The 13,508-nt window shown below is 55.0% G+C and carries 10 protein-coding genes; 7 read left to right on the top strand and 3 right to left on the bottom strand.

Annotated elements, in window-relative coordinates:
* Positions 1-445: 445 nt before the first annotated feature.
* Together DYE26_RS16550 and glgP are read right to left on the bottom strand one after the other, a co-directional pair.
* Entirely contained in the window at positions 446-1,591 is a 1,146-nt protein-coding gene (locus tag DYE26_RS16550) for a phosphodiester glycosidase family protein (RefSeq protein WP_036625581.1), read from the bottom strand.
* Between the two features lie 301 nt (positions 1,592-1,892).
* Positions 1,893-3,512, bottom strand: a complete 1,620-nt coding sequence (glgP, locus tag DYE26_RS16545) for an alpha-glucan family phosphorylase (RefSeq protein ID WP_036625580.1) — start codon at positions 3,510-3,512, stop codon at positions 1,893-1,895.
* Between the two features lie 183 nt (positions 3,513-3,695).
* Here glgP and DYE26_RS16540 point away from each other — a divergent pair, with 183 nt between their 5' ends.
* The 6 genes from DYE26_RS16540 (at position 3,696) to DYE26_RS16515 (ending at position 10,520) form a co-directional block, all read left to right on the top strand.
* A complete protein-coding gene (locus DYE26_RS16540) occupies positions 3,696-4,664 on the top strand; it encodes an SIS domain-containing protein (protein WP_036625578.1) in 969 nt (322 codons plus the stop codon).
* A 79-nt stretch (positions 4,665-4,743) separates the two neighbouring features.
* Entirely contained in the window at positions 4,744-5,559 is an 816-nt protein-coding gene (locus DYE26_RS16535; protein WP_036625577.1) for a fructoselysine 6-kinase, read from the top strand.
* A 98-nt stretch (positions 5,560-5,657) separates the two neighbouring features.
* A complete protein-coding gene (locus tag DYE26_RS16530) occupies positions 5,658-6,371 on the top strand; it encodes a GntR family transcriptional regulator (protein ID WP_036625576.1) in 714 nt (237 codons plus the stop codon).
* 192 nt (positions 6,372-6,563) lie between these two features.
* Positions 6,564-7,403: a sugar phosphate isomerase/epimerase family protein gene (locus tag DYE26_RS16525; RefSeq protein ID WP_036625575.1), complete on the top strand. Its 840-nt coding sequence runs from the start codon at positions 6,564-6,566 to the stop codon at positions 7,401-7,403.
* A 12-nt stretch (positions 7,404-7,415) separates the two neighbouring features.
* Positions 7,416-9,011 (top strand): amidohydrolase, encoded by a 1,596-nt coding sequence (locus DYE26_RS16520; protein ID WP_036625574.1) that lies wholly within the window; start codon positions 7,416-7,418, stop codon positions 9,009-9,011.
* Between the two features lie 78 nt (positions 9,012-9,089).
* Complete coding sequence (locus DYE26_RS16515; RefSeq protein WP_036625573.1) at positions 9,090-10,520, top strand: YfcC family protein; 1,431 nt, start codon at positions 9,090-9,092, stop codon at positions 10,518-10,520.
* A 1,012-nt stretch (positions 10,521-11,532) separates the two neighbouring features.
* On the opposite strand, the gene DYE26_RS16505 is transcribed toward DYE26_RS16515, so the two are convergent.
* Entirely contained in the window at positions 11,533-12,198 is a 666-nt protein-coding gene (locus tag DYE26_RS16505) for an SLOG family protein (RefSeq protein ID WP_082207915.1), read from the bottom strand.
* Positions 12,199-12,402: 204 nt separating this feature from the next.
* Here DYE26_RS16505 and DYE26_RS16500 point away from each other — a divergent pair, with 204 nt between their 5' ends.
* Entirely contained in the window at positions 12,403-13,266 is an 864-nt protein-coding gene (locus tag DYE26_RS16500; RefSeq protein ID WP_036625571.1) for a DUF6612 family protein, read from the top strand.
* The last annotated feature ends 242 nt before the right edge of the window (positions 13,267-13,508 follow it).

Here is a 13,508-nt window from a genome sequence, read left to right as displayed (position 1 = left end):
TTTCCGCCCATCGAGGCGGATCGCCTGCAAAAGTGCAGTTGCCGCGAGCTCATTGGGACGGATGTTGATTTTAAGACGGAAATGAAATGCACTTTTACATTTGAGCCGCCCTTTTCGGGCATTTTCGACGAAGTTCGCATGCACTTTTGCCTTTGCCCACCGGAAAGGGCATCTACCCTTCTAGTAGGGTGTATCTACCCTTCTAGTAAGGGTGCATCTACCGTCTAGTAAGGAGGCATCTACCGTCTAATAAGGGAGGCATTTGCCTTCCAGTAAGGGACGCAGCCTGTCTGATGGTAAGTGAGACGCAATTATCCGCGGTAGAATGGATTTGCCCGCTAGAAAGGGATGCCTTTGGGGATGCCTCTACCTGCTGGTGAGCGAGATCCATCCGCCCATGGCGATGTGGAACAAAGTTTCCGCATTAGCTAGCGCGCCTGCGCCCCTAACGGTACGTCACGATCAGCGCGTTGCTGATTTTGCGGCCCGGCGCCGTCAAGTACTTGCCGTTATAATACAGCCCGCTGGAAGCGCCGCCGTCGAGGTTCATCGCCTGATAGGCGCCGGCCTGCTTCATGATTTCCGCGAGCTGCGGAATCGTCGCGCCGCCGGTTGTCAGCAGGATCAGCTTGTGGTCGCGGGTCAGGCCAAGGGCGCTGCGGGCGCCGCCGCCGGTCAGGATTTTCGGGTCCTTGAAGCCCTCCGCCTTGACGTCGAGCGCTACTTTGCCGTCTGCGACCAGGCGTGGTCCGGCCTGCAAGGCGCCTTCCATTCGGCCTTCGTCATACCGCTCGCTGAACTCATTGCCCGGAATGAGCTGCGCCAGCAGGTTTTGGTCATAGGTAAAAATCGTCCGCTTGTCCCCGGAAGCTGTCTTTTTCACCTCACCGCCGCTGACGATATAGCCGTAAGGGGCTTTATAGGCGCCTGACGTGTAGGCGTCAAAAAAAGTGCCGTTCACGGCGACGGCAGCCTTATGGCGGTTGGCGATGCTGCTTAAGTCTTCGACCTTGCCGACTTTATCGCCCGCCAGCACGACGTCCAGTTGGACCTTCGGGTCCATCAGCGAAATCGTAACCATTTGCACGCTAAACGTTTTGCCGCCGACTTTAAACGACTTGCGTTCGCTGACGATCGGCTTGCCGCCGCTGTCCGTCGCCCCCCGGCTGGCCAGCGGCAGGGTCAGCCGTTCCTCGCCTTGCCCCAGGCTGATTGATGACAAGTTTTTGTCCCGGTCCATCGGCAAATTTAACAGCTCGCTTACAGGCTGCAGCGGGACGTAAGCGACCCCGGCTTCGGTAAAGGGCGCATCCGTTAACGAATGAGACTGTTGATTGACCGAAGCGTTCTTTTTCCCGACAAACATCGTAAGCTGTACATCGCCTTTGGCGATATCGATTTTTTGCTCGGCGGCGTTCCACTGGACGCTTGTCCCTTCAAACCCGCTTAAAATGCGGACCGGTACAAAAGCGCGGCCGCTTTTGGCGTCGGTCAGGACGACGTTTTTGGGAGCAGGCGCGGATGCAGCCGGGATCGTGGCGGGCACGAGGCAGATCATGGCGAGCAACAACAGCAGCAGTTTCTTTTTCATAAAATATGTACTCCTTCTTCCCTATGTCTGATAATGTCTCATTATGTAATATCGGCCGAAAGCCCCAAGAAAAAAAGACCGCCCGCTCCGGAAAGAGCGCGGTCCGTTCCATAGTGGAGGCCAATAGCGAGCGCCCGGTTCCGCCGAAGCCGCCCCAAGAGCATGTCTGGTTCCGCCGAAGCCGCCCCAAGCGCGCATCTGGTTCCGCCAAAAGCCGCACCAATTTGCGCACCTGATTCCGCCAAGCCGCCCGATTTGCCCGTTCGGCCTGCTTATCTTTGCGGCGGCAAGACGGCGGTTGTTAATTGCGGATGTACATTTTACGATAATACTCCTCCAGCATCCGGGCGGTCGCAAAGGATTGCCGGATCGTTTCGATGCTGCGCCGCATCATCCGCACCCACTGGGTCCGGTCGCCGTAATACGCTGGCAGCACGCGGTTCAGCAGCGTATCGTACAGCGCTTCGCCGTCATGGCGGTCCGCTTCCGCAGGATCGTCCGCCTCGTAGCCGTCCCCGAACTGCCAGCCGTTTTCGCCGTCGAGGCAGCCTTCGGGCCACCAACCGTCGAGGATCGAGCAGTTCAGCACGCCGTTGGCCGCGGCCTTCATCCCCGACGTACCGCTCGCTTCCAGCGGCCGGCGCGGGTTGTTGAGCCAGACGTCACAGCCGCGGGTAAGCATGGCGCCGATTGTCATATCGTAATTTTCCAGGAACACGACGCTGCCCGGGTACTTCTGCGCCATGGCGACGAGACCCGCGACGATTTGCTTGCCGGCTTCGTCGTTCGGGTGGGCTTTGCCGGAAAAAACGATTTGGATTTCTCCGGATTCGAGATAGGGGGCGATCACTTCCGGTTTGGAAAAAATCAACTCGCTGCGTTTATAAAGGGCGGCGCGGCGGGAAAAACCGAACAGCAGCCGGTCCGGATTCAACGCGGCCCCGCAGCGCTCCCGGATGAACTCGAGCAATTCGCGCTTCAGCTCCATATGGACCGCCCATAAATCGCCGCCTTCCTCATAGGCCCGCACGATGCGCGGATCGGCCCAGGTCGGAAGGTGAACCGCGTTGGTGATGCCGATGATCTCGGAGCGCCCGGCGACATCCCGCCACATGCGGTTGGCCGTTTCCGCGTGCAGCGCGGCCACGCCATTGGAAACGCGGGACAGTCGCAAACCGGCGACGGTCATGTTAAACGGATTGCCGCCGATGCGCTCCATCTGCTCGCGGCTTAATTCGTTAAATGCGGACATCGCCTCAAGCAAGTCCAGCGGATGAGCTTCGTTGCCTTCCTTAACCGGCGTATGGGTGGTGAACACCACTTCCTCGCGGGCCTGCCGCCAGGCGGCTTCAAAAGTGAGCCCGGACTGCATCTTTTCGCGGATTAATTCGGTGGCCGCCAGCACGGCGTGACCTTCGTTAAAATGATAGACATCCACCGGGATTTGCAGCGCGCGCAGCGCTTTGACGCCGCCGATGCCCAGCACGATCTCCTGGGCGATCCGCTCCTCGCCGAAGCCTCCCCCGTATAACCGCTCCGTAATCCACGCACTGCCGCTCCCCGGCAGGTCCGTGTCCAGCAAATAAAGCGGCGCGTTGCCGAACTTTTCCGTTTTCCATACCTTGCAGCGAACGTCCGCCGAGCGGACTTTGACGGTGACCGTCACCTCGGTATCTTCGAGAAAATCATAGTCTCTGTTTTCAAACGTATCGTAAGGCTTGCCGTCAGGGCCGATCCGCTGATCGGTGTAGCCCTGTTTCCACTTGATGCCGACCGCGACGATCGGCGCGCCGTAATCTTTGGCGCCTTTGATATAGTCACCGGCCAAAATGCCCAGGCCGCCGGCGTACATTTTAAAATCGGAATGAAGCCCGTACTCCATGCAAAAATAAGCGACCGCAGGCAATTTCTGTTCGTTCATGGGAATACCTCCTTTGATGGGGAAACCGACTCCGGAGATTCTTGATATCGTATGCAAAATGTGGCGAAAAATTGAGGGAATCGGAATTTACTCCATTTTGGCCTTGACGCGATTTATGAAAGCGGTTATATTGGATTTGTAGACAATACGTTATATAACGTTATATAAAAAGGAGAGAACAATATGAACGTATCGAAAGTCATCAGCACGATCAGCGAAAAGACGGAAAACGGGATTACGGAAGTTTACCTGGTCGCTTGCGGCGGTTCCCTCGTCGATATGTATCCGGCGAAATATTTTTTGGAAAGCGAAGCCCAAAAAGTCGTAACCGGCCTGTACACGGCCAATGAGTTCGTCCACGCGCTGCCGAAGCGCCTGAACAAAGACTCCGTCGTCATCGTCTGCTCGCACGGTGGCAACACGCCGGAATCGGTGGCGGCGGCCAAGACGGCCAAGGAACACGGCGCTCATACGATCGGCCTGACGCATAACAAGGAAGCCGCGCTGCTGAAGCATTCCGACCACACCTTCCTGTATGAGTGGGGGGAAGACAGCGACGTCAAAAACAACCCGATGGCGATTATTCTCGAACTCGTGGTGGAGATTTTGAACACAGTGGAAGGGTACGCGCATTACGATGCTTTCCAAAGCGGGATGCAGAAGATCAACGGCATCATTGTCGCCGGGAAAAAGCTGGTGGCTCCCCGGGCCAAAACGTTTGCGGACAAATACCGCGCGGAGGATCTGTTCTACATTTTGTCCAGCGGCGCTTCCTACGGCCACGCTTACGGTTTCGCCATCTGCTCCCTGATGGAAATGCAATGGCTGAACGCGGCGCCGATCCATTCGGGCGAATATTTCCACGGCCCGTTTGAAGTGACGGATAAAGAAACGCCGTTTATCCTGATGATGAATGAAGGACGCACCCGCGCCCTGGATGAACGCGCCTTGATTTTCCTTAAGCAGTACGCGGAAAAAGTGGAGGTCGTGGACGCCAAGGAGCTCGGGATCGGTACGATCGCCGATGAAGTGGTGGAGTTTTTTAACCCGATTCTGTTCTACAGCATCCTCTGCGTATACCGCGAGGCGTTGGCGGACGTACGCAATCATCCGTTGGAAACCCGCCGTTACATGGGGAAAGTGGCCTATTGATTTAATAATGATTTAACAGCTTTCAAGGGGAACAGGCAAACGGATTTTTGGGAGAAACCGATCGAAAGCAGGTGACAACATGAAAGTTTTAGGAATAGGCGATAATGTGGTGGACAAATACGTCCATCTAAAAACGATGTACCCGGGCGGCAATGCGCTGAACTTTAGCGTATTCGCCAAGAAGCTCGGCGTGGAAGCCGCTTTTGTGGGCGTGTTCGGAGACGACCGCGAGGCGCGGCATGTCGAGAACACGGTGCGGGAGCTTGGCATCGATATTTCGCGGTGCCGCCACTGCAGCGGGGAAAACGGCTGCGCCCGGGTGACGCTGGAAAACGGCGACAGGGTGTTCCTGGGGAGTAACGAAGGCGGGGTAACGCGGCTGAATCCGCTTAAGCTCGACGAGGAGGACAAGGAGTATATCCGCTCCTTCGCGGTCATGCATACCGGACTCTACAGCCATACCGGGCATTTGCTGCCCGAGCTTAAACAGCTTGGCGTTCCGCTCTCGTTCGACTTCTCCGACGATTTTGAGGACGAGCAGGTGGAGCGGTTCATTCCGTACGCGGATTTTGCTTTCTTTTCCTGCAGCCATATGCCGGAGGATGAGGCGATGGAATATATCCGCTCCAAATGGAAGGCCGGAAACCGGCTGATCGCCGCCACCCGCGGCAGCGACAGATCGATGGTCTATGACGGAAGCAACTTCCACTTCCATGCGCCGGACATCGTCGAGGCGGTGGACACGATGGGAGCGGGGGATTCCTATATTGCCGCGTTTCTGCTGAGCTATCTTCAGGACCGGAATATCCCGAAAGCCATGGAGGAAGGGTCGCGGTTTGCGGCGGCCAGCTGCCTGGTGGAAGGATCGTTTGGCTTCGGCGTTCCGTACGAATGAATTTAGCGCAGAAAATTAACGGTGCTCGCTTGTGCAAATTGAAAACGTTTGATACGCTTTGAGAGAGAATATAACGTTATATAACAAGCGAGGTAACCATGTTAAACGCAGATCATCCTGAACCATTATATATCCAATTGAAAAAAGCGATCCAATCGAATATTTTCAACGGTACGTTTCAGCAGGGAGAGAAAATTCCCACGGAGACGGAACTCAGCGAGCGCTATAACGTCAGCCGCATCACCGTCCGCAAAGCGGTCGAGGAGCTGGTCCAGGAGGGTTATCTGACCAAACGGCAGGGCAAAGGGACCTTTGTCAGCCACGCCAAAATCGGCCGGAAAATCGAGCATCTGATCGGCTTCACGGCGGCCTGCCAGGCGAACGGATATACTTCGCGCAGCGAGGTGACCCAAAGGGAAATCGTGGCTCCCGATCCCGAGCTCCAGCACGCGCTTAAACTGGCGAAAGGGGAAAAGGCGATCTATATTCAGCGGAAAAGATTCGCCGGAGACCACCCGCTGATGCTGGAGAACAATTATTACCCGGAGCGCCGGTATTCCTTTTTGCTGGATGAACCGCTGGAAGGCTCGCTGTATGACCTGCTGCGCGACAAATACGGGATCGATCCGAACCAGCCGGGGGAGACGACGCTGGAAATCGTGCTGGCGGACGAGGAGCAGGCCCGGTTGCTCGAAACCGAGATCGGCAAACCCCTGTTTTATATGAAGACGGTGATTTGCGATGATCAGGGGTTGCCCGTTCATGTCGGCAAGCAATATATCATTGGAGACCGCTACCGGTTTACGCTTTAACCGCTTCCGCCCTTTTGCCGCAAGTTCCGCTTGGAACGTAGCTTATAGCTTCTATCTTTATATCCTCTAACTTTATAGCTTCGGCATAATGCGGGGCTGTATATTTTTGGATATAACGTTATAATACGTATTGGCGAAAGGGCGGATTTCTTAAACCGGATGATTCAAAGTCTCTTATAAGGAGTTGTTATTATGCCCAGCATACAACGCCGGCAAGTTGCGGGAATGAATATTCACTATTTGTTTTACTCCTTGGATTATTTTTTGGACTCGGTGGAAAAGGCCGGCATGCGTACGGTTGAATTGTGGGGAGGGGCGCCGCATTTTTATATGGATGCGCTAAGCTACGCCGACTGCACAAGCGTCCGGCGCAAGGCGTCGGCCCGCGGCTTGACGATCGGCGCGTTTACGCCGGAATCGATTATTTATCCGTATAATATCGCGGCCCCCGACCCCGAACAATTCGCCAAAAGCAAAAGCTATTTCACCAATGCGATTAAGGCGACAGCCGAGCTCGGCTGCAAGTTGATGACGGTCAATTCAGGTTACGGTTACTTGAACGAAACGAAGGAGGAGGCCTGGTCGAGATCCGCGGACATGCTGTCCCATCTGGCCCGTATAGCGGAACAGGAAGGCGTGGTGATCGCCATGGAGGCGCTGCGCCCGGAAGAGTCGCAGATTGTGACCACGCTCGCGGGCGCCAAAAGAATGCTGGATGAGATCGCTTCTCCGGCCTTCCGGCTGATGGTGGACACCACGGCGATGGGCATTGCCGGAGAGACGCTGGAGCAGTGGTTTGATGCGCTAGGCGAGTCGATCGTGCACCTCCATTTCATCGATGGGACGCCTTACGGCCACCTGGCTTGGGGCGATGGTACTTTTCCGCTGGAGTCGATGATCCAAACGCTGAACGATTATGGGTATCAGGGGTTATTGGGACAGGAAATTACCGATTTCCGCTATTATGAGCGCCCTGACGAAACCGATCTACGGATTATGGAAGCGCTTGAGAAATATATCGGGAAAGACTAGAGGAGGGTGAAGATGAAAGCGACAAATGGTGCCTATGCGGATATCGTGCTGCTGTCAAACGCCGTGTTTACCGGTGCGGAAGACGAGGCCGCTCCCGGGTATGTGGCCGTATGCGGCGAGAGCATCAGCGCGGTTGGGCCAAAGTCCGGGGCTTTGCAGTGGATTGGGCCGGAGACGAAGGTTTACGAGCTTGGAGACGGACTGGTCATGCCCGGGATTCACGATAATCATGTGTTTTTTACCGGATATATGTCGATGCACCGAGGTTTGGATTTATCGGCCGCGGCGTCGAGCCGGGAGGCGCTCGATATGCTGAGCCGGTATGCCGAAACCTTGCCTGCTCACGGAAATGTATACGCTTTCGGGTGGGATGCCGCCGACTGGGGCGGCCTGCCGGAGCAGGGGCCGTTGGACAAGGCGTTTCCGGACCGGGCGGTGATTGCGATCAATCGTAACAAAAGCTATTGCTGGATGAACGCGGTTGCGATCGGAAAATACGGATTTACGCCGGACCGGTGCAGCGCGGAGGACCGGGCGCTGCTCCTGCGGGACATGCTGCGGGACCGGGAATTGGTGGAGGCCGAGTTTCTGGTTTTTTGCCGCATGCTGGCGGGGCGTGGAGTCACTTCGGTCAAAGACATCGGCTTTGACGATTACGCCGGGTTGCTGCCCGTATTGGCGGAGCTTGAGGAGAACGGCCGGCTGCCGCTGCGCGTTCACTTCGCGCTGGAGCCTGTGCTGGAGCCGCTTAACGTTACGGCCGGGCTGGATTACAAAGCGCGCTATCGCGGCGACAAGCTCCGATTCCAAGGCTTTAAGATCATGGTGGACGGCGTGGTGGCCGATCATACCGGGGATATGCTGGAGCCATATGCCGATCTGCCGGGAGTGACGAACCTGCGGCCTGTCGATTACGAGGCGATTGAAGCTGCCGTCATGGAGGCGGACCGCCACGGGCTGAAATGCATTTTGACCGCCGAAGGCGACGCGGCGATCCGCAGGGCGGTGTCAATGCTGGAGAAGTGCCGCAAGCTGAACGGAGACCGGGACATCCGGCACTCTATCAGCGATCTGGAATATCCGCATCCGGACGATTTGACGAGGATGGCCGATTTGGGGATTTTTGCGGAAGTGTACGCTCAGATTTTACTTTTGAACCCCTCCCGCGAACAAGCTTATATGGCTGAAGTAGCGGGGAAAGATAAAGAGTGCCGTTTCTACGATTATAAAGCGATGCTCGATGCCGGCGTAACGGTGACGATCGGTACGGATTTACCGTTGTTTATCACGAGCGTACCGGATTCGCTGTACGCCGCCACCGCCCGGTTATTCCCGGACGGGTCGCCGGAAGGCGGATGGTATCCCGAGCGGGGCATGCCGGCGGCGGAGGTGCTGAGGGCATGGACCGTAAACGGCGCGAAGCATTGTTACATGGAAGAGCAGACGGGCACGCTCGCCCCGGGCAAATATGCGGACATCGCCGTTTTCGACCGCAATCTGCTGCGAACTCCAGCGGCGGACTTAAGGAGCGCCAAGGCGCTGCTGACGATTTCCGGCGGTTTGATTACGCATGACGAGGTTGGCCAAACTAGGGAATTTAGGGAATAATGTCATTTTGAAGAAGACGTCTTATAACGATATGAAAACTGCTTAGTTTATACAAATCCGGGAATAGAGGGGATTTCAATGGAAGCGGAAAGTAAAAAACGGAAATGGTCCCTGCCTCATAGTTATGTGTTGATTTTTGCCATTATCATTCTGATGGCCGCGCTAACCTGGATTGTGCCGAGCGGACAGTTCGACCGCCAGGAGGTTACCGTCGACGGCATGACCAAATCGGCGATCGTGCCGGGAACGTACCATACCGTGCCGAAAAGCGGCGAAGACGGGAATTTGCGCCAGGGGATCCCGCAGATTTTGAGCGCGCCGATGGAAGGTCTGATCAATGCCGCGGATGTCGTGGCGTTTGTGCTGATCGTCGGCGGGGCTTTCGGCATCATTTTGCAGAGCGGCGCGGTGGACCGGGCGCTGCTGGCGCTGGCCCGGCGGCTTAAAAACAAAGGGATACTTGTCATTCCAATCGCCATGGTGATCTTTAGCCTCGGCGGCTCCACGTTCGGGATGAGCGAGGAAACGATTCCTTTGTACGCGATCTTCATTTCGCTGATGTTTGCGCTCGGGTTCGATTCGATGACCGCGATTTTGATCCTGTTTTTGGGCACGCAAATCGGTTACGTCGGCTCTACGACCAATCCGTTTTCGGTCCTGATCGCGCAAGGGGTGGCCGGAATCCACGGAAATCCGCAGCTGTGGTTGCGGTTTATCGAATGGATCGTGTTTACGGGCGTCTCAATCGCGTTTACGATGTGGTATGCCCACCGGGTCAAAAAGCACCCCGAGAAATCGGTCGTCTTCAAAAGCGATTTGCTGACCCGTCCGCTTTTTCTTAAGGAGGATAGCGGCGAAGAGGTGGTTTTCTCCGTGCGGGACAAGCTGATTGTCGGCGGATTTGTCGCCACTTTGGGGTTGATCGTGTGGGGGATTTTGGCCAAAGGCTGGTATATGATCGAAATCGGGGCGGTGTTTTTTGCGCTCGGCTTGTTTGCCGGGATCGTGTCGAAGATGAATCAGCGCGAAATGGCGGAAAATTTCGTCAAAGGCTGCGCCGAATTCATCTATGCCGCCGTCATCATCGGCTTGGCCCGCGGAATTCTCGTCATTGCCGAAAACGGCATGATCATCGACACGATTCTGAACTCTCTGGCCAATCTGCTGAAAGGGTTGCCGAGTTACGCATTTACGACAATCATGCTGCTGGTGCATAACGTCATCACGTTCCTGGTGCCTTCTTCCTCCGGCGAAGCGGCGTTGACGATGCCGGTGCTGGCGCCGCTGGGCGACTTGGTCGGCATCAACCGCGAAGCGATCGTCACGGCCTACCAGTTCGGGAACGGCCTAACCAATCTGATCTCCCCGACGGGCGGAGTACTGCTGGCCGGCCTGGCGATCGCCCGCATCAACTTCGGCCAATGGATCAAAGTGATCATCAAGCTGTTCGCCGTTCTGTGGATCATCGCGGCCGTATTTGCGGCCATCTCCGCTTCGGTTGGGATGTGAACGGAAATTGCGGCTTGGGCGCAAGAGAGCGCTTGGGCCCTGATGGCTCGGGCTTGGCCGCCCTGCGAGCCTTGCGCGGCTCTGGGTTATCTGGCCTGCACATTGTGCGGCTCTGGGTTATCTGGCCTGCACATTGTGCAGCTCTGGGTTATCTGGCCTGCACATTGCGCGGCTCTGGGTTATCTGGCCTGCACATTGCGTGGCTCTGGATATCCGGTCAGCGCCTTGCGCGGCTCTGTCCTGGCCGATTTCGCCTAACGCGGCTGGTTTTGGCCGCCCGCGCTTTCTGCTAGCTTTAGCCGCCTGCATCCATGCGAGCGGCTAAACTTTGTTTAGCACTTGGCAGATAACGTGCGCCTTCCCTTTTACTTTGCAGAACCAACTGCAAAAGTGCAGTTCATTTTTCTGAATTTCACGTTTCCGGGGAGATGAAATGTAAAAGTGCAGTTGATTTCTATCGAATTTACAAATTATGGTTATACAGGCGAGTACGAGCTGCACTTTTGCATTTGAACCGCCCATATTGAGCAGCTTCGACAAAAATCGCCTGCACTTTTGCATTTGATGGGAGACTTGCATAGTATGTACGCGATAGAATGGCCTACGACTGGTATGCACTCGGACCAAATTAGCTTGCGCTGGAACAATTCGGAATGATCTCGTACCAACTAGCTTGCACTAGAACGAACCGCATGATCTCGTACCAACTAGCTTGCACTAGAACGAACCGCATGATCTCGTACCAACTAGCTTGCACTAGAACAAACCGTATGATCTCGTACCAAACTAGCTTGCATTTACCGGCTTGAATTTCGTTGGAAACCGGCCTCACTATATTCCGGACTGCTCGAGGTTCACGCGAAACTGCCATCGAATCAGCCAGCGAGCTTCCTCATCGCAGATCGCACTGGAGTTGTCATGGAGGATCCCGCCGGAGCTGTTATCGAGGATCCCGCCGAATTAGCTATCGAATCAGTTATCGAATTAGCTGTCGAATTAGCCATCGAGGTCCCTATCGAGGTCCCCGGTCGACTCTGTCGTCGACTCTGCCGTCGAAGCCGCCGTCAAGGCCATCATCAAGGTTGTCATCAAGGCCGCCATCAAGGCTGCCATCCGGGCTTTCATCGATATACGCGGATTGCTCTTCGGCGGCGATCGCCTGGATTTCCTCGGCGCCGATGCTGAAGTAGGCGTATCCGTCTTGGGCCTGCTTTTTCAAAGCGCGTTCTTTGAAAAATTTCGGGCTGGCTTCACCCGCGTCTTCGTCATAAACGAGCAGGATGCCGTCCGTTTTGCGGAATAACAACTCGTCCCTGGCCTTGAACTGCCAAGGCCCGGTATACGGCTCTTTGCTCGCCTCGGCGAAAAAGTCCACCTGCTGCAAAATTTGCCGGTAGTATTGTTGTTTCTCTTCGCTCCATTTTTCTTCCTGACGGCTGTACGCCGTAATGATGGAGCATTTCAGCTGCGGGTATCTCCGCTTCAAGCCGAACACGGCTTCGCAGGCCCACAGGTCAACGCCGTACTGCCCGGGCGTAATCACCCATTCAAGCCCTTCCTCCGCCAGCGGAATGAGCCGGGAGGCGATGGCTTGGCGGATATAGGGGATGCCTTTGTGCTTGTTGCTGTAAATGCCGAGCTCGTGCGCCCGGTAACCGGTAACCAGAATATTTTTCAAAGGTGAAAACTCCTTATGCTTCTAAATAGGGTTATTTCTATTATAAACTTTTCTGGGATTTCGTCCCTCAGGCAGCAGTATATAGTTCTAAATAACTACATAATCAGGACCTTGAACTTCGGATAAACTGGACTTTTTTCCCTATTGCTTTCACCGCATGTTAGTTAACATGGATAGGAATACATAATTTAGGAGGACAAGCTTTTGAAGAAGTGGGTCACAGTACTATTGACGGCAATTTTGGCAGTAAGTTTGACAGCATGCGGGGGAGAAAAGGCGGCAAAAGGCGGCAATGCCGAAGGGGGAGCGCAAACGCCGGCAACCGCGGAGACTTCGGGTAACGCTGGAGCCGTACCAACGGTGGACGAGCTGATCCAAAAAACGACGGAAGCCAGCAAAGGGTTGAAAAGCTTCTCGATGGATGCCAGCGTAAACCAAAATATTGTCGTAACCGCAGGGGAACAGAAGCAGGAGCAAAAGGTCGACATGAAGATGAAGATCGACACGACCAAGGAACCTCTGGCCATGTACAATGAAACGCAAATGTCCATCCCGGACAGCGGGGAACAGAAATTCGAGCAATACGTCACCGAAGAAGGCATTTTCACGAATGCTACGGGCACCTGGACGAAGCTGCCGGATGATCAGCGCGATCAAATCTTGGCCAGCATGGGGCAATCGGCTAATCTGGAAAAACAACTGGAGCAGTTTAAGGCGATTGCCGGCGAGACGAAAGTGTCCGAAGAAGGCGGCGAATATATCCTGGCGGCCGACGTGTCCGGCGACAGCGTTAAAGAGCTGGCGAAAACGCTCATGAGCCAGTCCGGCGGGGAAAATGAGCAAATGGCGGCGATGCTGGATCAAATGAACATTAAAGGCATCAAAATTACTTACGGCATAAACAAGGAAACTTATTTGCCGACAAAAACCAATGTCGAAATGACGATGGAAATGAGCCAGGACGGCCAAAGCGTTTCGCTCGAAATGAAGATGGACAGCACGATTTCCAAGCACAACGAAGTTTCCGAAATCAAAGTGCCGCAAGAGGTTTTGGACAGCGCGGTATAATGTTATAACGGCAAAGCAAACAAGGGCGGGATGCAACGGGCACCCGCTCTTTTTGCATGGAGCGCAAAGCGAAAAACAAACCGCTTGACCCGGTTCGCCTGATCGGACGGGACAGCGGTTTGTTTTTTTATGGGTACAAGGAAACCGCGTTGTATAGGAGGGACGTCGTTGTATAGGTTTGTCTGTTAGCGGTTACAAACATGAAGCTTTATTATCCATGAATCGAGAAAAGAGTGAACATC

Source organism: Paenibacillus macerans (assembly GCF_900454495.1).
GTDB classification, from domain to species: Bacteria; Bacillota; Bacilli; order Paenibacillales; family Paenibacillaceae; genus Fontibacillus; species Fontibacillus macerans.
The sequence above is the reverse complement of the archived record's forward strand: the minus strand, read 5'-3'. Positions and strand labels throughout refer to the sequence as shown.

Coding starts and splice junctions, on each gene's coding strand:
- DYE26_RS16550 (WP_036625581.1), bottom strand. CDS start 1,591: ATGAAAAAGAAACTGCTGCTGTTGTTGCTCGCCATGATCTGCCTCGTG.
- glgP (WP_036625580.1), bottom strand. CDS start 3,512: ATGAACGAACAGAAATTGCCTGCGGTCGCTTATTTTTGCATGGAGTAC.
- DYE26_RS16540 (WP_036625578.1), top strand. CDS start 3,696: ATGAACGTATCGAAAGTCATCAGCACGATCAGCGAAAAGACGGAAAAC.
- DYE26_RS16535 (WP_036625577.1), top strand. CDS start 4,744: ATGAAAGTTTTAGGAATAGGCGATAATGTGGTGGACAAATACGTCCAT.
- DYE26_RS16530 (WP_036625576.1), top strand. CDS start 5,658: ATGTTAAACGCAGATCATCCTGAACCATTATATATCCAATTGAAAAAA.
- DYE26_RS16525 (WP_036625575.1), top strand. CDS start 6,564: ATGCCCAGCATACAACGCCGGCAAGTTGCGGGAATGAATATTCACTAT.
- DYE26_RS16520 (WP_036625574.1), top strand. CDS start 7,416: ATGAAAGCGACAAATGGTGCCTATGCGGATATCGTGCTGCTGTCAAAC.
- DYE26_RS16515 (WP_036625573.1), top strand. CDS start 9,090: ATGGAAGCGGAAAGTAAAAAACGGAAATGGTCCCTGCCTCATAGTTAT.